The organism is Flavobacterium sp. 270 (genome assembly GCF_004368785.1).
In the GTDB taxonomy this organism is placed as follows: Bacteria; Bacteroidota; Bacteroidia; order Flavobacteriales; family Flavobacteriaceae; genus Flavobacterium.
In genome coordinates, this window is the sequence record NZ_SODM01000003.1 from 211,934 (window position 1) to 232,353 (window position 20,420).

Genomic DNA, 20,420 nt, shown 5'->3' on the forward strand with positions numbered 1-20,420 from the left:
ATGGAAAAGAATTATACTGAAGCCGAGCGTTATTATCAGGCTCATAAAAGAGTAAAAGAAATAAGAGAATTCTACGAACATCTAACCGTTTATGCGCTTTGTAATCCTATTGTAATTGTTGTAAATCTTATGACGTCACCGGATTATTTATGGTGTTTGTATTCTGTATTTGGCTGGGCAATTCCACTAATTTTACATGGAATGAAAGTCTTTAATTATGGACCATTTTTTAACAAAGAATGGGAAGAAAGAAAGATTAATGAAATTATGGAAAAAGAGTATAAAATAAATGTAGAGAAACACAGCAGTGAATCTTAAATAAAAAACATTTTATATAATTAAAAAACAAAATAGGAGAAATCATGGAAATAAATTATGATGAAGAAGATAAATATCTCTTAGCAAAAAAGAAAGTTGAGGGTATAAAAGGATTTTACGGAAATCTTACTGTTTTTATAGCAGTAAATGTGGTTTTGATTTTCATTAATTTGTACACAACACCAAATCATTTGTGGTTTTACTGGCCCTTAATGTGGTGGGGATTAGGAGTTGTTTTTCACGGATTAAAGGTTTTTGAAGTATTTCCGTCTTTTGGAAAAGATTGGGAAGAAAGAAAAATCAAAGAATTGATGGAAAAAGAAAAAATGAATAAAAACAAATGGCAATAATTAACTCAAAATAAAATGGGACGATTTAGAAGAAATAGATACGAAGATTATGCACAAGAATTTAGTAATGATGAAAATTATAATAGAGCTTTCCATAAGGTTAAAAGGATGAAAAGCTTTTACACACATCTAAAAGTTTATCTTATTGTAAATGCAATAATTATTGTTTCCAGATCAAATAGTAATTTTATGATAAATTCAGATTTTTGGAATTGGCATACTTTTTCTACGGCTTTATTCTGGGGAATCGCTTTATTAGGACACGGATTATCTGTTTTTGGACAGGATCTTTTCTTTAGCGATGACTGGGAACAAAAGAAAATTCAAAAATATATGAACAAAAAAGAGGCTAATACAAATAAATGGGAGTAATTTTAAACTAATTTTTTTCAATTTTTGCATTCTATTAAATGACCACATTAATTATCGAAGACGAAAAGCCGGCTGCAAGATTGCTCCAGCGAAAGCTTGAAAAGCTAAACATTGCAGTACAAACCATGCTGCATTCTGTAGAAGAATCTATAGATTGGTTCTCTAATAATGAACATCCGGATTTAATTTTTTTGGATATTCAGCTTTCTGACGGTTTATCGTTTGAAATTTTTGAAAAAATAGACATCAAAAGCGCCATAATTTTTACGACAGCTTATGATGAATATGCATTAAAAGCGTTTAAACTTAACAGTATAGATTATCTCTTAAAACCTATCGACGAAGATGATCTGGATGTTGCGGTTACGAAATTCAAATCGCGTCTGCCAAAATTAGAATCAGAAAACAATAATAATCTGCAGCTTGATTTTGAGCAGATCAGAAAAATGCTCTCCAATCCGTTTGAGAAAAATTACAAAAAGCGATTTACCGTTAAAATCGGACAACACTTAAAAGTCATTACAACAGATGAAATCGAATGTTTTTTTAGTGAAAATAAAGGAACATACATTCATACTTTCGAAAACAGAAATTATTTAATCGACTCGACTTTAGAAATCTTGGAGCAGGAATTAGACATGAAAGAGTTCTTTCGCGTAAGCAGAAAATTTATTGTACCGCTTCAGGCTATAAAAGAAATTCAGGTTTATACCAATTCTCGACTCAAAGTAATTTTACCTTCGTATAAAGAAGATGAGGTAATTGTAAGCCGTGAAAAAGTTCAGGATTTTAAAGCCTGGCTGGGGTAAACTTTTACTTTAATATCAAATTGATTGCATAAAAAAAGAGCCTTAATAAGACTCTTTTTTTATTTATATAAGATTTTTATTTACTCAATCTGTGAAGCGTAAAAGTCATAGCACTCAAAAGGAAAAATGCCATAATCTGGTGAATTAATCCTAAAGCCAAAGGAACACTGTATAAAAGTGTAAAAACGCCTAATAGAAATTGTATAAAAACAAAAACTACCAAAGTTTTAACTCCGTTTTTCTGTGTATTAGTAAGCGAGAATTTTGTACTTCTGTAATATAAAAACAAAATTAAAGCAACCACAACATAAGCAAAAGTTCGGTGCACAAACTGCACGCCGCTTTTTCCTTCCGTAAGGTTTTTTGCCAAAGTAGGTTGTTCAATAAAAACAGAATCATGTATAAACTGTCCGTCGCTCATTAAAGGCCAGTGATTGTGGATTAATCCTGCATTTAAACCGGCAACAAAACCTCCGTAAATAATCTGAATTAATAAGGCAACTAAAGCAAATCTCGCAATATTACGAAGCGGAATCACTTTGTAAATGCTTCTTTCCGGATAAATTAAATCCAGCGCCACCCACAAAGTATAAGCAAAAGTGATAAAAGCAAAAGTAAGGTGTAATGAAAGTCTAAAATGACTTACATCTGGATTGTCAATTAAACCGCTGCGAACCATAAACCAGCCTAAAAATCCTTGAAAAGCACCCATTGCCAAAAGAACGATACATTTTCTGATGGTTTCTTTGTCCAGTTTTTTTCTAGCTAAAAAATAAACAAAAGGAACAAAAAATACCAAACCAATTATACGGCCGATAAAACGGTGAAACCATTCCCAGAAATAAATAAATTTATAATCTGAAAGTTGAAAATCGTTGTGAATATTAATTTTTTGATACTCAGGAAATTTCTTGTATTGTTCAAAAGCTTCGTTCCATTTTGCATCGGTTAGAGGCGGGAAAGTATCCGTTACCAAATGCCAGTCGGTCATAGATAAACCTGAATTTGTCAGACGTGTAATACCGCCCACAACAACCATTAAAAATAATAAAACACATCCTGATAGTAACCAGATGATTACTGATTTATTTCCTTTTTTCATTTTATAAAATAATACGTATTGCTATACTTTTTTTAAGCCCATTTTTTCGGCTCTTTTTATTACAAAATCATAAGCCGCCTGATATTCATTTGGAATAACACCTTCTAAAATCGCTTCTTTTACTGCTTCTTTTAAAACACCAATTTCGCGAGATGGTTTTAAATCGAAAATTTCCATAATTTCCTCTCCAGAAATTGGCGGTTGAAAATTACGAACGTGATCGCGTTCTTCAACTTCAACAATTTTCCTGCGGACAACTTCGAAGTTTTTATGATATTTTTTGAATTTAGCTGGATTTTTTGTCGTGATATCTGCTTCGCACAAAGTCATTAAGTTTTCTACATCTTCGCCAGCATCAAAAACCAAACGACGAACAGCGCTGTCGGTTACAATATCCTCAGCCAAAACAATTGGACGCGAACTCATAACAACCATTTTCTGAACGAATTTCATTTTATGATTTAAAGGCATATGAAGGCGTTCGAAGATTTTCTTCGCCATTTTTCCACCCAAAAATTCATGTCCGTGAAAAGTCCAGCCTTGTTTTTTATTGAAACGTTTTGTTGGCGCTTTCCCGATATCATGCAACAAAGCCGACCAACGAAGCCAGACATCATCTGTATTCGGGCAAATATTATCAACAACTTCCAACGTGTGATAAAAGTTATTTTTATGTGTATGGCCTTCAATTTCTTCCACCTGGTTCAACGCTGTTAATTCAGGTAAAATAAGATCAAGAAGTCCAGTTTTGTATAATAGTAAAAATCCAGTCGAAGGTTTATCTGTAGAAAGAATTTTGTTTAATTCGTCAACAATTCTTTCGCCAGAAATTATATTGATTCTTTCTGCATTTTTGGTAATGGCATTCAGTGAATTTTCTTCGATCTCAAAATTTAATTGATTGGCAAAACGAATCGCACGAAGCATTCGCAACGGATCATCAGAATAGGTAATGTCCGGATCCAAAGGCGTTTTGATGGTTTTATTTTCTAAATCAGTTAACCCGTCAAACGGATCTAAAAGATCTCCAAAATTATTTTCGTTTAAAGACAAAGCAAAAGCATTAATCGTAAAATCACGACGGTTTTGATCGTCTTGCAAAGTTCCGTTTTCCACAATCGGATTTCGACTGTCGCGGTTATAAGATTCTTTTCGGGCGCCGACAAATTCGATATCTGTATCTTCAAAACGAAGCATCGCTGTTCCGTAAGTTTTAAAAACCTGAACTTTTGGTTTTTTCGGAAGAAGCTCAGAAACTTTCAAAGCCAATTCGATTCCGCTTCCAACAGCCACAACATCAATATCTTTTTTTGAACCTCGGTTTAAAAGCAAATCACGAACAAAACCACCGATAACATAACTGTCAACGTTTAGTTCTTTTGATGCCTGCGAAATGATTTCGAAGATTTTATTTTGTAAAGCTGTTTTGTAGTTTGTTTGTATAGCCACGAATTCACGAATTTTAAATAGAACATTCATTCTTAACGAACGAACGACTGCAAATTTACAACATAGAAAATGCCTTTTATAATCTATCGCTCATTTTTTTGAAGAAATTCACAGTTTCTAGCATGAATTTTTATTGAAATAGAAGAATAGGAATAAGGTTTGCCACGAATTTCACGAATTTCTCGAATTTTTTTCCTTGCTAAAGGTTGAATAGTTTTTTGCCACAGATTAAAAGGATTAAAAGATTAAAAAATCTGTGGAAATTTTTAATCTGTGGCAAGAAAAAAAATCGAGAAATTCGTGCAATTGCTTCGCCTGTTCGCTATCGCTCGGGTCGTGGCAAAAAAACAAATCTATACTCCCATCAAACAAATCAATTGCAAAAGATTATTTTTAAAAATTCAATTTGTATTTTTGAATCAATTAAAAATGCACAAATGAAAATTGTTATATCGCCTGCGAAGTCATTAAATTTCGAAAAAGAATTACCAACTACACAATATACAGAATCCTCTTTTTTAAAAGAAGCACGTCAGGTTCATAAAGTTTTAAAACCAAAAAAGCCAAAAGATTTAGCCGAATTAATGTCAATTTCTGAAAAACTAGCCGATTTAAACTGGCAGCGTAATCAGGAATGGAAAACACCATTTACTCCAGAAAATGCGCGCCCGGCAGTTTATACTTTTGATGGCGATGTTTATACAGGATTGGATGCTTATACAATTCCGCTCGAAAAATTAGATGTCTTACAAGATAAACTGAGAATTTTATCCGGACTTTACGGAGTTTTAAAACCACTTGATTTAATGCAGGCATATCGTTTGGAAATGGGAACTAAACTTCCAATTGGCGATCATAAAAACTTACACGATTTCTGGAAAGCACCAGTAACTAAAGCTTTAAATAAAGAATTAGTAAAAGGGGAATTATTTGTAAACCTGGCAAGCAACGAATATTTTTCTGCTGTTGATGTAAAAGCGCTTAAAGTTCCTGTAATTACTCCTGATTTTAAAGATTACAAAGACGGAAAATTGAAAATAATAAGTTTCTTCGCAAAAAAAGCGAGAGGTATGATGGTACGATATATTATTGATACCAATGCTGAAACTATCGAAGATTTAAAAGGTTTTAATTACGAAGGATATCAGTTTGATGCGAATCTTTCAGAAGGAAATCATTTGGTTTTTACGAGATAAGTTTTTTTTTTAAAGGTTCAAAGGCTCAAAGGTGCTGAGGTACTAAGGTTTCTTCTCTTTGAGTTAATTTAGCCGCAAATAAAAAAGCGCAAAGTTTACAAAGATTTTTGAGCCACAGATTTTACAGATTTAAAAGATTTTTAATTCGGGAAATTCGTGGCAAAATAAAACACAAAGTTTCAAAAACTTGAAACCTGAAACCTGAAACCTGAAACAAAAAAACTAAAAATAAAAAAGCCGAGTCACAGGAAATTGACTCGGCTTTTTTGGTATTCGTATTATAAATTATTAAATATTAATGCATTGCATCAGCAGGATTAATTTTGTTTTTTCCTTTTTTGATGAAAAGAATAATTGGTATACAACATAAAAACATAATTCCTAAATACATGAAGATGTCCATGTATGATAAAACTGTACTTTGTTTAAGAACAGCGTAATCTAGTGCCTGATAGGCTTTTTTAAGCGCCACATCTGCACTGTATCCTTTTGCCATAAAGGCTCTTTGCATTCCGGCAATTCTTTGCTGAACATCAAATTTTGCAGGATCTAAATTGTTAATCAAATTTACTCGGTGTTCCTGACTGAAACGCGTAATAAAAGTGGTAATAATCGCAATACCAAAAGATCCTCCTAATTGTCGCATCATTCCGGTAAAAGCGGCTCCTTCACCAATTTGTTTTCCTTTAAGAGTTGAAAGCGATAGCGTTGTAATAGGTACAAAAAGTAATCCTAAACCAATTCCTCTCAAAATCAAAGGCCAATACATATGTTCTACGCCAGTATCTGGTGTCATACGCGTCTGCATCATAAAGGTAAAGAAGAAGAAAACTAAAAATCCTACTCCAACCATATATCCCTGCGGAACACCTTTCTGAATCATATTACCTACAAATGGCATCATAATCGCCGTTGTAATCGATCCCGGAATTAATAACAATCCGGCATCAGTAGCTGTCCATCCTAAAATCGACTGTGTATAAATCGGGATAATCAATGTTGATCCATAAAGACCAAAACCAAGAATAAAACACATTATGGTTCCAATTCTTAAATTTCCGTCTTTTAAAACACTTAAGTTTACAATTGGATGTTTATAAGTAAGTTCTCTCCATATAAATAATACCAATCCTAAAACAGTCACAACACTTAAAGTAACAATAAGCGAATCATTAAACCAGTCGTCTTGTTGTCCGTGCTCCAAAACAAATTGCAGCGATCCGATAAAAGCACTCAACAAAATAATTCCCCACCAGTCAACCTGATTGGCTTTAAGTTTCTCTCCGTATTTCGGACTTCTAACAAAAGTTAATGCCAAAATTGTAGCAATAATTCCCAACGGAATATTGATATAAAAGATGTAAGGCCAAGAATAATTGTCTACTAAATATCCTCCCAACGGCGGACCTAAAGTTGGACCAACAATTACTCCCATTCCGTAAATAGCCTGAGCCATACCACGTTTTGCTGCCGGGTAACTTTCGGTGATAATGGTTTGTGCTGTTACCAAGAGGGCGCCTCCACCCATACCTTGTACAAACCTAAAAGCAACCAGTTCCCAGATATTACTGGCATTTCCACACAAAAAAGAACAGACCGTAAATATTATAATCGAAGCTACAAAGTAATTACGTCTTCCAAATTGCTGCGAAAGCCAGCTCGTCATCGGGATTACAATAACATTCGCAATTGCGTATGCAGTAATCACCCAAGCCACATCAGTCAAAGTAGCACCAAGGCTACCTCGCATGTCTGTTAGCGCTACGTTTACAATCGTGGTATCAACAATTTCCAGCAAAGCACAAAGTACTGCTGTAATCGTGATAATAACACGTCTGTAACCGTATTCTACTAAATCGTCGTCTCCTTGTACTGCTGTTGCCATTTATTTTATTTCAAATGTACGTCTACATCAACATTCATCCCCGGACGTAATAATTTTACTTTCTCAGGATCGTTTGATTGATCTAAACTAATTTTTACTGGTAATCTTTGTATTGTTTTTACGAAGTTTCCTGTTGCATTGTCAGGAGGTAAAAGAGAAAAACGTGATCCTGTTGCAGGAGAAAAAGAAGTCAAAGTTCCTTTAAACTCATAATTTGGATAAGCATCTACTTTTAAGCTTACTTTTTGACCGACAATCATTTTATTTAATTGCGTTTCTTTAAAGTTTGCTACAACCCAAGCTTCAGTATTATTGATAATATAAAATAAAGATTGTCCTGGCTGAACCAATTGTCCTGGCTGAATATCAACTTTAGAAACCTGACCATCAATAGCAGCAGTTACAACTGTATAAGTAAGATTTAAATGTGCAACATCTAGCATAGTTTTCGCTTTTTTGATGTTTGCAGAAGCCACTTCAGTTTGTTTATCAGAAACTTTAGATTTAGACTGAATCACTGATTTTTGAAATGAACTTGCTCTTTGTTGTTGTTCTAAAACGCGTACTTGATTTTCAGCTTCATCTTTTGCAGATTGTGCCTGCTCAAATTGCTGCTTTGTAATAGTATGTGTTTTGTACAAATTGTTGTAACGGTTAAAATCGTTAGTTAACTGTCTTAATCTGATTTTTGCACTTTCGATAGAACCACCTGCAGATCTCATTTGAGCATCAGAAACAGAAATACTTGCATATGCAGAACCAATATCAGCTTTTGCAGCTTCGTATTGACCTTCTGCTCCTAATAAAGCAGCATTTGCTTCGTCAATTTTCAATTGATAATCTCTTTTATCGATAGTAAATAAAGTATCTCCTTTTTTTACAAAATCATTATCTTTTACATAAACCTTACTAATATATCCGGAAACTCTCGGGATAATCGGATTCATTTTTTTCTCAATCTGAGCATCATCCGTTTCTTCATGAGCAAGTGAGTGCATGTATTTTGTTATTCCGTAAGTTCCGCCCACTAAAACCAAAACGGTTAGTATAATGATGAATTTTTTATTTGTCTTTTTCTTTTCCATGAGAGCTATAGATTATATTTTAGAAAGATTGAATGATTGAGATAATTGTCCTGATACTGAAAGTAATTCGTAATATTTTTGAATGATAGCTGCTTTCGATAAAGCAGTATTTATTTTGGCGTTTAGATGTTCTACATCAGCTTCAACTAAATCATTAGTGTCAGATAAGCCATTATCAAACTTGTCTTTTACAAGTCTGTAATTTTCTGCTGCCTGCTGTAAAGCTTCATCATAAACTACACTTTGGTTGATTGCAAGATCATAATCTTCAATAGATTTCTGAACTTCAACCTTAATGCGGTCTGTCATAATAGCTTCTGTATTTTTTACTTCCAATGCTTTACTTTCAGCTTCACGTACATGAGCATTGTTTTTTAGAATTCCAGATAAATCATACGTTAGCCCAACACCAAAATTCATAGCATATTTTACCGTAATAATATCTTTAAGATCTAAAGCAGTATAACCGCCCAATAAAGCAAGAGAAGGATAATAACCAGATTTTGCTACCTTAATGTTAGCTTCGCTGGCTTTCTGCTGGAAACGAATAGCCTCTAAATCTTTTCTACTTTGAAGTGCCAAAGCATCAGATGTTGGAGCATTTGTTGTTTTTAAGCTGAAAAAATCATCTTCATTAACCTGTAATTTTACACTTGGCTCCATTTTTAATAAAGTAGTCAGGTAAAAATTAATGTTATTAATGTTGTTATTAGCTTCATCAATAGATAATTGTGTCTTCGAAACTAATAATTGAGCCTTCAATAAATCATTTCTCGGAATAATTCCGTTTTTCTCTAACTCCGTAAAATCAGTAACACGCTGTTTTGCTTGTTTTTGATTTTCGTTTAAAAGATCTAAAGTTTTTTGCGCTTTGTATAAAGCAGTATAATAAGTAATTACACGTAAAGCAACATCTTCTTTAGTTTTAGCCGCGTTTGCATTTTCAGCTTCGTAAAGATTATCGTAAGCATCAATACTGCTCTGAATCTTAAATCCAGAAAAAATAGGCAAGCTTAAATTAGCCATACCAAACATTGCGCGGTCTGGAGAAGTTGTTGGTTCTGCATTTGCTTCATCATTATGCATGTCGATAGAAGCTTTTCCTAAGCGTTGGTATTGTCCTTGAATTTTAAGATCAGGATATTGGTTATTCTTGACCGTTTGTAATTCGTATTTTTTTGTGTTTACCTTCGTATTGGCAAGAGTAACTTCGTTACTTTTTTCCCAAGCCAGCTTAACAGCTTCGTCTAAGGTTAAACTTGTTTTTTCTTGTGCTTCTATTGATGAAATTCCTATGAAGAAAACACCAAAGAGCATTAATTGACTAATTTTCATAAACAAGTAGTGCTTTTATAGTTTGTTGAATGTGCTTTGTAAGATTGTTTTTAATGTAATCGTTGTATAACGTATCTGTATTTAAATTTAAAAGTTCCTGAAAAAAAGGCTTATTCATGTGAAAATGAAAATAGGTACCCATAATCGTTGGCGTAATCAACGGAATAATAATGTCTTTTCTAAAGATCCCTTTAGATTGTCCTTCTTTAACTATAGTTTCCAGAGATTTTAAGTTTCCTTTTTTTAATTCAGTGAAAGCTGCAAGATTTTCTTCTCTTTTCTTAGAAGTAAATTCAAAATGCAAAATTCTGTAAATCCCTTTGTTACAGTCGATCCTGTTAATGTAAATTTCGACTAATTTATTGACTTTATCAAGAGGCTCAAGATTTTCGTGCAATAAAAGTTCAATTTGTAATTTTAAATCAGCTGTTTTGTAAAGAAGTAAAGACTCTAATAACCTTTCTTTAGAACCAAAATAATAGGAAACCATGGCAATATTAATTTTTGCCTCTTTAGAGATATCCCTTATGGATGTACCTTCAAACCCTTTCTCAGAAAAAAGCTTTTCTGCAACCTCAAGGATTTGAATTTTTTTATCGTTTAATTCGACTTTAGACATGGTATTTTTTCTAATCGAATACAAAATTAAACAAGTGTTTAATTTAAACGCTTGTTTAATTTTATTTTAACATAATATTAACATAAAACGGTTTCGGAATTTTTGAGTATAAAAAAAGCTGAAACGGTTAATGTTTCAGCTTTATTGTTTTTTTTGTCATTTCGACGAAAGGAGAAATCACACTCGTTGATCGACACAGTTTACGGATTTTCTTTGTAGAGTTTCTAGTGTGATTTCTCCTTTCGTCGAAATGACAAAATAGGTCTTTACTTATCGAATCTCTCCAACAAATTCTTCAATTTTTTTAGAACCGCTTTCAGATAAATGCTTAATAAAAGCACTTCCAATAATAGCGCCTTTAGCATATTTTGTAGCCTGATTAAAAGTTTCTTTGTTTGAAATTCCAAAACCAACGATTTGTGGATTTTTCAAATTCATACCGCCAATTCTTTCAAAATAACTTTCCTGCGTATCACCAAATCCTGATTGAGAACCTGTAACACTTGCCGAACTTACCATATAAATAAATCCGTTTGAAACGCTGTCGATAAAACGAATGCGCTCGTCTGAGGTTTGAGGCGTAATCAAAAACACATTAATTAAACCGTATTTTTCAAAAATTGCTTTGTATTGTTCAGCATAAACATCAACCGGAAGATCTGGAATAATTAATCCGTCGATACCAATTTCTGCACATTTTGCACAAAAAGCTTCAACGCCGTATTGTAACATCGGATTAAAATATCCCATAATAATCAACGGAATTTTTACGCTTTCGCGAATGTTTTTCAGCTGATCAAAAAGGATCTGCGTTGTCATTCCGTTATGAAGTGCAGTTGTTGAACTCGCCTGAATTGTTGGTCCATCGGCCAAAGGATCGCTGAAAGGAAGACCAATTTCGATTAAGTCAACACCGTTTTTTTCTAAATCCTGAATAATCTGAACCGTATCATTTAAGTTAGGAAATCCAGCCGAAAAATAAATAGAAAGTATCTTTTTATCCTCTTGTAATTTTTGCGTTATTCTGTTCATTTTTTTATTTTGTTATCCTAACAAGTTTCAAAAAACGGTTAGGTATTTTTAAGTTCTTTTCCTCCTGCAAGGTTTCCAAAACCTTGTAGGTTTAATTTGTTGTATTTGAATCTATACCTACAAGGTTTTGGAAACCTTGCAGGAGAAAATAATAAATATTCAATTATAAATTTTCAATATAAATCCAGGCAATAGTTCCTGATTTTAGTGTAATTTGTACTCTTTTGTAAGAGTTAGATTCAAACAAATCGGCTTTAGCTAAATCTGAACTGGAAATATCGAAAACAATACCTTTAATAGAATCAGATAAATCGTCGCTTGCAACTGCAACAAAATAATCTGCCATACCAAATTCTTCTTCTATTTGTAAATCCTTAAGTTTATAACCAGAAAGCTGATCTCGAGTACCAGTTAATACTTTATTAAAAACCTGCATTTGAATTTCTCTTGCTTGTAATGTTCCGTATGAGAATATCTTTTCCATCAATTAATATTTTTCTAGTTTTTTAAATCAGTTCTGCATATTTACTTTTAATACTTTCTAGTCTTTATTTTCAAAAGGAAAAGCAAAAAAGTATATCAAAAGTATGATTATTTTTACAATTTAAAATACTCAATATAATTATCTAAATCTTTGTCGCCACGACCAGAAAGACTGATTACTACAACATCTGTAGGTTTAAATTTTTTCTGATCTAAAACTGCAAATGCATGCGCGCTTTCTATTGCCGGAATAATTCCTTCTAGTTTTGTAAGTTCCAGACCGGCATTCATAGCCTCATCATCAGTTACAGAGAAGAATTCGCCACGTCCTGTTTGTGCCAAATGTGCGTGCATTGGACCAACACCAGGATAATCAAGGCCTGCAGAAATAGAATACGGTTCTGTAATTTGTCCGTCTGGAGTCTGCATCAAAAGGGTTTTACAGCCGTGAATAACGCCCACTTTTCCTAATTTGCTAGTTGCAGCGCTATGACCGCTGTTTACACCTTTTCCGGCAGCTTCAACCGCAATAATTCCAACTTCAGGCTCGTGCAAAAAGTGGTAATAAGTTCCTGCAGCATTACTGCCGCCACCGATACAAGCCACTACATAATCAGGATTTTCGCGTCCTTCTTTTTCTTTTAGCTGCCATTTTATTTCTTCTGAAATTATACTTTGAAAACGAGTTACCATATCCGGATAAGGATGCGGACCAATTGCAGAACCAATAATATAATGCGTATCTACAGGATTATTAATCCAATCGCGAATTGCTTCGTTTGTAGCATCTTTTAAAGTTCTTGAACCCGAAAGCGCCGGACGAACTTCTGCACCTAACATTTTCATTCTGGCAACGTTTGGAGCCTGGCGTGCAATATCAATTTCGCCCATATAAACGATACAGTCCATTCCCATTAAGGCACAGACAGTTGCTGTTGCAACACCGTGTTGTCCTGCTCCGGTTTCGGCAATAATTCTTTTTTTACCCAAACGTTTGGCAACTAAAATCTGCCCAATCGTATTGTTTACTTTATGTGCTCCGGTATGGTTTAAGTCTTCTCTTTTTAGATAAACTTTGGTATTGTATTTTTCTGATAAACGTTTAGCAAAATAAAGCGGACTAGGGCGTCCAACGTAATCTTTTAATAATTGATTAAACTCAGCTTTAAAATCAGGTTCGGCTATGATTTTTAGATATTGCTGACGTAATTCTTCTACATTTGGATAGAGCATTTCGGGAATATAAGCTCCTCCAAATTCTCCGTAATATCCTTTTTCGTCTACGTTAAAATTCATTTTTTGAAATTTAAAAGTTTGCAATTTCAAATTTTCGTTTGAAATTAGTTAATAGGTTTTTATTTTTCAGCCCTGGTTCGATTTCAAATTTACTATTTATATCGACAGCATAAATAGGTAAATTGCTTTTTGAAATTTCTTCGATGGCTTTTAATTCGTTTATTCCGATACCGCCACTTAAAAAGAACGGTTTATCTGAATTGTATTTTTTTAAAATCGTCCAGTCAAAAGTAGTTCCGTTACCGCCCGGAAGTTTTCCTTTTGTATCGAATAAAAAGAAATCACAAACAGGTTCAAAAGGTTTTATCACTTCGAAATCAAAATCTTCATCAGCAGAAAATACCTTTATAATTTCGATTTTTTTTGAAAGTTTGGTTTTTAATTCGGCACAAAATTCAACCGATTCGTTTCCGTGTAATTGTACGGCTTGTAAATTGTGTTTTTCTACTTTTTCTAAAATTTCTTCCTGACTTTGATTTACAAAAACGCCTACTTTTTTAATCGTTTTTATAAGTTCAGGAATTGTTCCGTTAAAATATCGAGCGGATTTTTCCCAGAAAATAAATCCCATATAATCGGGTAGGAGTGCACCTACTTCGATGATATTTTCGGGATATTTCATACCGCATATTTTGAGTTTCATTTTTTTTATTGTTTTTGCCGCGAAGGCGCTAATACACTATATATTTGTTTTTTGCCACGAATTACACGAATTTCACTAATTTTTTTGCCACAGATTAAAAGATTTTCACAGATTTTAATTCTTTTAATCCCTTGAATCTGTGGCAAAAATTCTACTCAATCAGCATCAAAAGAAAAATTCGTGTAATTCGTGAAATTCGTGGCAAACCTTTAGCGATTTAGCTTGTTTATAAATTCTATTGCAGCTTCGCCAGCGTTATCGGTTTTCATGAAGTTTTCTCCGATTAAGAAACCTTTGTAGCCGTATGGTTTTAGTTCCTGAATAGCTTCTACCGAAGAAATCCCGCTTTCTGAAACTTTTACAAATTCGTTTGGAATCTGCGATGCCAGTTCTTTACTGAAATCCAGACTTACTTCAAACGTTTTTAGATTTCTGTTGTTTACACCAATCATGTCTAAAGTTGGCATAATCGACTTTTCTAATTCTTCCTGATTATGAACTTCTAACAGAACTTCTAAACCTAATTTCTTTGCAAATTGAGATAAAGACTGAATTTCTTCGCGGGTTAAAACCGCTGCAATCAGCAAAATCAAATCGGCTCCGTGAGCTTTAGCTTCCAGAATCTGATATTCATCAACAATAAATTCTTTTCGCAAAAGCGGAATATTTACAGAAGCTCTTGCCAAAAGTAAATCGTCTAGAGAACCTCCAAAATATTTCCCATCAGTTAAAACCGAAATCCCGCAAGCACCAGCATTTTCATATCCTTTTACAACTTCTTCAACCGTAAAGTTTTGGTTTATTATTGATTTTGAAGGTGAACGACGTTTGTGTTCGGCAATAATTCCAGAATTACTTGCTCTTAATTTTTGACTTAATGAAATGGTTTGTCTTTCAAAAAAAACAGAACTTTCCAATTGTGAAACCGGAATGATCGATTTTTTAAGTTCGACTTCACGATGTTTATCAAATATTATTTTATCTAAAATATTCATGTTTAATGATTTGCCACAAAGTCACAAAGGCGCAAATTTAATTAGTGCTAATTCGTGAAATTTGTGTTTGTTTTTATTTGCTTAATGTCTGTAATGTTTGTAATGCTTTTAATCCTTTTCCAGAGAAAAGACTTTCTTTTGCCAGTTCAAAACCTTCTTGTGGAGAACATTTTGTAACGGTTGCAATCGCCATCGCAGCATTGGCACAAACTACATTATTTTGTGCTTCGTTTCCTTTTCCGGAAATGATATTGGTAAACATTTCTGCCGATTTTTCGATGGTTTTTCCGCCTTCAATTTCAGTTTGAGATAAAAGACGTACGCCGAAATCTTCTGGTTTTAGCATTCCTTCCATATGGCTGGTAATGATTTTTGTTGGACCAGTTAGAGAAATTTCGTCATAACCGTCAAGCGAATGCAGGATTGTAAAATTCACATTCGTATTTTGATATAGATAAGCATACATTCTCGCCAATTCCAGATTAAAAACTCCAACCAATTGATTGTTCGGAAATGACGGATTTACCATTGGTCCCAACATATTAAAGAAGGTTTTTACAGCCAGTTCTTTTCTAATTGGACCAACATTTTTCATTGCTGGGTGAAACAATGGTGCGTGTAAAACACAAATTCCAGCCTGATCAATACATTTTTCTAAAAATGATGGATCGTTGCTAAATTTAATTCCCATTTTTTCCATCACGTTGCTCGATCCAGAAATAGACGAAACGCCGTAATTTCCGTGTTTTGCTACTTTTATTCCCGCTCCGGCTGCAATAAAGGATGCTAAAGTCGAAATGTTAAACGTGTCTTTTCCGTCACCGCCCGTTCCGCACAAATCGATTGTGTTGTAAGCTGATAAATCTACACGAATACATAATTCTAGTAAAGCTTCGCGAAAGCCGGAAAGTTCATCAATTGTAATACTACGCATCATAAACACAGTCAAAAATGCTGAAATCTGACTTGGATTGTATTCGCCGCTTGAGATATTAATCAATACATTTTTGGCTTCTTCTTTAGAAAGCACTTCGTGATTGATTAATTTATTTAATATTGTTTTCATTTTTTTTAAGGTTCTAAGTTGCTAAGATTTTGAGATGCTAAGTTTTTTGTTTCAAGTTTCAGGTTTCAAGTTTGCTTCGCCAGTTCGGCTAAAGCCTCGTGTCACGTTCCAACAACCTGAAACTTGAAACAAATAAAAACTTGAAACATTTTTTTTCTCTAACTCTTAATCCAATTCTCTAAAATCCTTTTTCCTTTTGGGGTTAATACACTTTCTGGGTGAAACTGAACGCCTCTTACATCAAATGTTTTATGTCTAAGCGACATAATTTGTCCGTTTTCGTCTACTGAAGTTGCTTCTAAAACTTCTGGTAAATTGCTGTCTACAACCCATGAATGGTAACGGCCAACTTCAAATTCGTTTCCTAAACCTTCAAACAAAATTTCGTCAGAAACCAACGTTTTTACATTTGTGGCAACTCCGTGATATACTTTATCAAGGTTAGAAAGTGTTCCGCCAAAAACTTCACCGATTGCTTGTTGCCCTAAACAAACGCCTAAAATGCTTTTTGTTGGCGCGTATTTTTGGATTACCGCTTTTAATAATCCTGCTTCGTCCGGAACTCCTGGTCCTGGAGAAAGTAGAATTTTATCGAAAGAAGAAATTTCGTCAATATCAAACTCGTCGTTTCTGTAAACGGTTACTTCACAGTTTAAATCTTCCAGATAGTGTACTAAATTGTAAGTGAAACTATCGTAATTGTCTATAACTAATATTTTTTTCATTGTATTTTTTTGTTTCAGGTTTCAGGTTTCTTTTGTTTCACGTTCCAACAACTTGAAACCTGAAACTTTAAACTTGAAACTAATTTTTATTTATTTTTCTCTCACGTATTTCTCAACGATAATACGATCAACTCCTAATTTTTCTATTTTTTCAACACCTTTTTGAATCAGTGTATCGTTTTTGACTTTTACTACAAATTCAAATTTGTTGTTTTCCCATTGTCTGTTATTAAAAAACTCTAAATTTTCGGTGTAAACACTGTCTTTTAAAGTGTACTTTCCGCCTCCGCCAAAAAAGACAGCATTGGTTGAATCTTTTCCGTTTTTTAAATCATGATTGAAAAAAGCAAAATGCGAATCATTGATAATCTTAATCATTTTTGTTTTTGAATTGAAAGTAGAAAAAGTGGAATCTTTCTCTGTCGTTTCTGCCGATATAAGTCGCCAGGTTCCTTCAATTGAATTTTTCTTTTGTTCTGAATTACAAGAAGAAACGATAATGATTAAAACTAAAATGGATAATGCTTTCATATTTTTTGTTTCAGGTTTTTTAATTGTTTCAAGTTTCAGGTTTCAAGTTTGCTTTGCGTCTCAACCAACTTGAAACTTGAAACAAAGAAAACTTGAAACAAAAATTTAAATTTTCTCCGCCATTTCAAGCGCTGTATTCAAGGCTCTTAATTTATTATAAACCTCCTGCATTTCGCTTTCTTCGTCTGAACTTGCTACGATTCCGGCGCCGGCCTGACAATGAAGTTGATGATTTTTAGAAAGGAAAGTTCGAATCATAATCGCATGGTTAAAGTTTCCGTCAAAATCCATGAAACCAATTGCACCGCCATAAAAATTACGATTTGTTTTTTCGTAATCTTCAATCAATTGCATTGCTCTGTGTTTTGGCGCACCGCTCAAAGTTCCGGCTGGGAAAGTATCGGCAACAACCTGCATTGTAGTTGCTTTTTCGTGTAAATGTCCTGTAACTTTTGAAACCAAGTGAATTACATGTGAAAAAAACTGAACTTCTCTGTATTTCTCTACATTTACATCGTGTCCGTTACGGCTTAAATCGTTTCTCGCCAAATCAACTAACATTACATGTTCGCTGTTTTCTTTTTTATCTTCAGAAAGTTCTTTTGCTAAAAGTGCATCACGTTCGTCGTTTCCAGTTCTTTTAAAAGTTCCTGCAATTGGGTGAATTTCGGCTTTTCTGTTTTTTACGATAATTTGTGCTTCGGGCGAAGACCCAAATATTTTAAAATCTCCATAATCAAAAAAGAATAAATACGGAGAAGGGTTGATGCTTCTTAAAGCTCTGTAAACATTAAATTCGTCACCTTTAAAACCTTGTGTAAAACGACGAGAAAGAACCAATTGAAAAACGTCTCCACGGAAGCAATGTTTTTTAGCCAAAGCGACATTGTGTTTAAATTCCTCATCTGTAAGATTAGAGAATCCTTCACCTTCTTTTGTAAATTTATACGAAGCAATATTTCTGGATTGTAATAATTGTTCAATTTCTGCAATATTGTTTTTTCCATCAACACTGTGGCAAAAAATATAAGCTTCATTTTTGAAGTGATTGATGGCGATTATGTTTTGATAAACCGCATAAAATACATCTGGAATTGAAGTTGCATTGTCTTTTTTGGCAATCGAAACTTTCTCAAAATAACGAACGGCATCGTAAGAAATGTATCCGAATAATCCATTATTGATGAATTTAAAATCGTTTTTCTCTGATTGAAACTGTTTCGAAAATTCCTGAATTACTTCTGGAATATTTACAGAAGCATCAATGGCAATAGTTTCAGAAGTTGCGTCAGGAAAAGTTTTAGAGATAACTTCGTTTTCGATTTTGATCGTTGCAATCGGATTACAGCAAACGTACGAGAAACTGTTGTCATTTCCGTGATAGTCACTACTTTCCAGCAATAAACTATTTGGGAATTTATCTCTTATTTTAAAATAAATACTTACCGGCGTAATAGTATCTGCCAGAATTTGTTTGTAGTGTGTGTTGAGTATAAAAGGTTTCAAAGTATATAGTTTTTAATTTTTATTGTATTTGTTTTATTTGAATTTGTACCAAAAAAAAAGGCTTGTCGTGATGACAAGCCTTTTATATTTATAGTTTTACAATACCATAGGAAGCTTTGTTCACGACGTTTGACGTAAATTGTTCCACCACCAAGAATTGTTTAATAATGTTCTCATTTTCTTTTTTTGTTGAAGCAAAGATATAAATGTAATTTGAATTAGAATACAAAATATTTCAAAAAAAACTTTTCTAAATTTAGAATTTTGTTAAATTCTAAAATAATAATTGCTTTTTTAATGTTTAATTTCCAATTGCAATTGTGTTGTTTACATTTAGCCTAAAGTCTGGATTTCCTTTAATACTAGGCATTGTAAACAATTCGCTGTTCTTCATATTTGTGTATTGAATACCAAAGTTAGAGTTACTATACCAGTTTTTTAAACTTGCATCATTACTAGAAGATTCACTTGTTATTTCGCCCACACAATTGTTTGCGATGATGTTTTTAAAGGTAATTTTAGCAAGATTTGCATCTCCGCTTCCAATATTTCCTTCTAATAAAACAAAAGGTGTAAATCCTGAAACTACACTGTTGGATAAATTAAAAAATGTATTTTCTCTAACGTAAACAGATTCTCTTACCAAACCTTGATTGTTTTCTTCTAGATTAATAAGGGTAATGTTGCTGGCGTTTATTAAAGTCATTTTTTTAGTCATATCTGTAGTTGCAACTTTTTCATACGAATCAACTTCAAAACATCTTGAACCTGAAATATCTGATGAAAAAGGATGACGAATGGCAACACTATTGCTTATGTTACATTGAACTCCTTGTGTAAAATCGAAATCGTCATCTGTAGTTCTATAAGAAACAAGATTTGACATATTTAAGTCGCCTCCGTAAGATTCAAAAGAATCATCATTAGAAAAACTAATCTGAATATTAGTCAAAAGTGTTTTTCTTCCAACACCTGCTAAAGAAAGTCCGTTAAGTTCTTTTAGAGCGCTTAATTTTCTTCCTGCGTATTCAATACGTACATATTTTAGAATCCCAGAATTATCTTCGGCATCCTGACCTCCGTAATGATTTAATAAAGGATCTAGGTCAAAAGGCAAAGTGTGTACGCCTCCAAGACAGTTGATTGGCGCTTTTCCTAAAACGATTATGCCACCCCAGTCACCCGGTTTTCTTTCTGTTTTTTCTTTATTTGAAGTAAAAATAATCGGATCTGTTTCCAGGCCTTCTGCAAGAATTTTTGCCCCATTTGTAATTACAAGAGTACCGCAGGTTTTATCGTCGCCACGAATTACTGTTCCTGGTTCTATTGTTAAAACGGCATTGTTAGTAACATAAACTACACCAACTAACTGATAAGTATTGCGTTTCGTTAGTCTTGTATCTTTGTCTATGGTTCCGGCAATTATGTTAGTAGCTTCGTTATATTCATTTGCTGCAGGTTTAAAATTGGTCCAGTTGTTCATCCAGTTGTTGGTTCCAATAATTCCTTTAGATTGTTGTTGGGCGTGTAGAAAAAGACTGCTAAATAGTGTGATAATGGCAATTTGTATTTTTGTTTTCATAACTATGATGGATTTCTAGTTTCGGATTTTTTTTAATTTTC

At 33.5% G+C, this 20,420-nt stretch carries 21 protein-coding genes; 5 read left to right on the plus strand and 16 right to left on the minus strand.

The window, feature by feature from the left end:
* The 4 genes from EV144_RS12380 to EV144_RS12395 are packed head-to-tail and all read left to right on the plus strand — an operon-like array spanning position 1 to position 1,849.
* Entirely contained in the window at positions 1 to 318 is a 318-nt protein-coding gene (locus EV144_RS12380; RefSeq protein ID WP_134149215.1) for a 2TM domain-containing protein, read from the plus strand.
* A 44-nt stretch (positions 319 to 362) separates the two neighbouring features.
* Positions 363 to 668, plus strand: a complete 306-nt coding sequence (locus EV144_RS12385) for a 2TM domain-containing protein (protein WP_166670569.1) — start codon at positions 363 to 365, stop codon at positions 666 to 668.
* A 15-nt stretch (positions 669 to 683) separates the two neighbouring features.
* Complete coding sequence (locus tag EV144_RS12390) at positions 684 to 1,040, plus strand: 2TM domain-containing protein (RefSeq protein WP_134149219.1); 357 nt, start codon at positions 684 to 686, stop codon at positions 1,038 to 1,040.
* A gap of 38 nt (positions 1,041 to 1,078) precedes the next feature.
* On the plus strand, positions 1,079 to 1,849 hold the full coding sequence (locus EV144_RS12395; RefSeq protein WP_134149221.1) for a LytR/AlgR family response regulator transcription factor: 771 nt from the start codon (positions 1,079 to 1,081) through the stop codon (positions 1,847 to 1,849).
* 76 nt (positions 1,850 to 1,925) lie between these two features.
* On the opposite strand, the gene EV144_RS12400 is transcribed toward EV144_RS12395, so the two are convergent.
* Positions 1,926 to 2,951 carry a COX15/CtaA family protein gene (locus EV144_RS12400; protein ID WP_134149223.1) on the minus strand — a complete coding sequence of 342 codons (1,026 nt, stop codon included), beginning with the start codon at positions 2,949 to 2,951 and terminating at the stop codon, positions 1,926 to 1,928.
* 21 nt (positions 2,952 to 2,972) lie between these two features.
* The gene (locus tag EV144_RS12405; protein WP_134149225.1) at positions 2,973 to 4,430 is read right to left on the minus strand and encodes a CCA tRNA nucleotidyltransferase; all 1,458 of its coding nucleotides are present in this window, start codon (positions 4,428 to 4,430) and stop codon (positions 2,973 to 2,975) included.
* A 407-nt stretch (positions 4,431 to 4,837) separates the two neighbouring features.
* Between EV144_RS12405 and yaaA the strand changes: the two genes are divergently transcribed.
* Entirely contained in the window at positions 4,838 to 5,596 is a 759-nt protein-coding gene (yaaA, locus tag EV144_RS12410) for a peroxide stress protein YaaA (protein WP_134149227.1), read from the plus strand.
* A gap of 295 nt (positions 5,597 to 5,891) precedes the next feature.
* Here yaaA and EV144_RS12415 read toward each other — a convergent pair whose 3' ends face one another.
* The 14 genes from EV144_RS12415 to EV144_RS12480 form a co-directional block, all read right to left on the minus strand.
* Complete coding sequence (locus tag EV144_RS12415; RefSeq protein ID WP_134149229.1) at positions 5,892 to 7,481, minus strand: MDR family MFS transporter; 1,590 nt, start codon at positions 7,479 to 7,481, stop codon at positions 5,892 to 5,894.
* Between the two features lie 5 nt (positions 7,482 to 7,486).
* Positions 7,487 to 8,566, minus strand: coding sequence for an HlyD family secretion protein (locus EV144_RS12420; protein ID WP_134149231.1), 1,080 nt, complete (start codon positions 8,564 to 8,566; stop codon positions 7,487 to 7,489).
* A 12-nt stretch (positions 8,567 to 8,578) separates the two neighbouring features.
* The gene (locus EV144_RS12425) at positions 8,579 to 9,901 is read right to left on the minus strand and encodes a TolC family protein (RefSeq protein WP_134149233.1); all 1,323 of its coding nucleotides are present in this window, start codon (positions 9,899 to 9,901) and stop codon (positions 8,579 to 8,581) included.
* Positions 9,891 to 10,520 (minus strand): TetR/AcrR family transcriptional regulator, encoded by a 630-nt coding sequence (locus EV144_RS12430; RefSeq protein ID WP_134149234.1) that lies wholly within the window; start codon positions 10,518 to 10,520, stop codon positions 9,891 to 9,893. Before EV144_RS12430 ends, EV144_RS12425 begins: the two co-directional genes overlap by 11 nt.
* Positions 10,521 to 10,790: 270 nt before the next feature.
* Positions 10,791 to 11,552 carry a tryptophan synthase subunit alpha gene (gene trpA / locus EV144_RS12435; RefSeq protein WP_134149236.1) on the minus strand — a complete coding sequence of 254 codons (762 nt, stop codon included), beginning with the start codon at positions 11,550 to 11,552 and terminating at the stop codon, positions 10,791 to 10,793.
* 163 nt (positions 11,553 to 11,715) lie between these two features.
* A complete protein-coding gene (locus EV144_RS12440) occupies positions 11,716 to 12,036 on the minus strand; it encodes a gamma-glutamylcyclotransferase family protein (RefSeq protein WP_134149238.1) in 321 nt (106 codons plus the stop codon).
* A gap of 113 nt (positions 12,037 to 12,149) precedes the next feature.
* Positions 12,150 to 13,331, minus strand: a complete 1,182-nt coding sequence (gene trpB / locus EV144_RS12445; protein ID WP_134149239.1) for a tryptophan synthase subunit beta — start codon at positions 13,329 to 13,331, stop codon at positions 12,150 to 12,152.
* A 10-nt stretch (positions 13,332 to 13,341) separates the two neighbouring features.
* The gene (locus EV144_RS12450; RefSeq protein ID WP_134149241.1) at positions 13,342 to 13,974 is read right to left on the minus strand and encodes a phosphoribosylanthranilate isomerase; all 633 of its coding nucleotides are present in this window, start codon (positions 13,972 to 13,974) and stop codon (positions 13,342 to 13,344) included.
* A 209-nt stretch (positions 13,975 to 14,183) separates the two neighbouring features.
* Positions 14,184 to 14,969, minus strand: a complete 786-nt coding sequence (gene trpC / locus EV144_RS12455) for an indole-3-glycerol phosphate synthase TrpC (protein WP_134149242.1) — start codon at positions 14,967 to 14,969, stop codon at positions 14,184 to 14,186.
* Between the two features lie 73 nt (positions 14,970 to 15,042).
* Positions 15,043 to 16,035: an anthranilate phosphoribosyltransferase gene (trpD, locus tag EV144_RS12460; RefSeq protein ID WP_134149243.1), complete on the minus strand. Its 993-nt coding sequence runs from the start codon at positions 16,033 to 16,035 to the stop codon at positions 15,043 to 15,045.
* Between the two features lie 158 nt (positions 16,036 to 16,193).
* Entirely contained in the window at positions 16,194 to 16,760 is a 567-nt protein-coding gene (locus EV144_RS12465; RefSeq protein ID WP_134149245.1) for an anthranilate synthase component II, read from the minus strand.
* A gap of 90 nt (positions 16,761 to 16,850) precedes the next feature.
* Positions 16,851 to 17,291 carry a hypothetical protein gene (locus EV144_RS12470; RefSeq protein ID WP_134149246.1) on the minus strand — a complete coding sequence of 147 codons (441 nt, stop codon included), beginning with the start codon at positions 17,289 to 17,291 and terminating at the stop codon, positions 16,851 to 16,853.
* Between the two features lie 105 nt (positions 17,292 to 17,396).
* Positions 17,397 to 18,797: an anthranilate synthase component I family protein gene (locus EV144_RS12475; protein ID WP_134149248.1), complete on the minus strand. Its 1,401-nt coding sequence runs from the start codon at positions 18,795 to 18,797 to the stop codon at positions 17,397 to 17,399.
* A gap of 301 nt (positions 18,798 to 19,098) precedes the next feature.
* Entirely contained in the window at positions 19,099 to 20,379 is a 1,281-nt protein-coding gene (locus EV144_RS12480) for a hypothetical protein (protein WP_134149249.1), read from the minus strand.
* Positions 20,380 to 20,420: the final 41 nt, after the last annotated feature.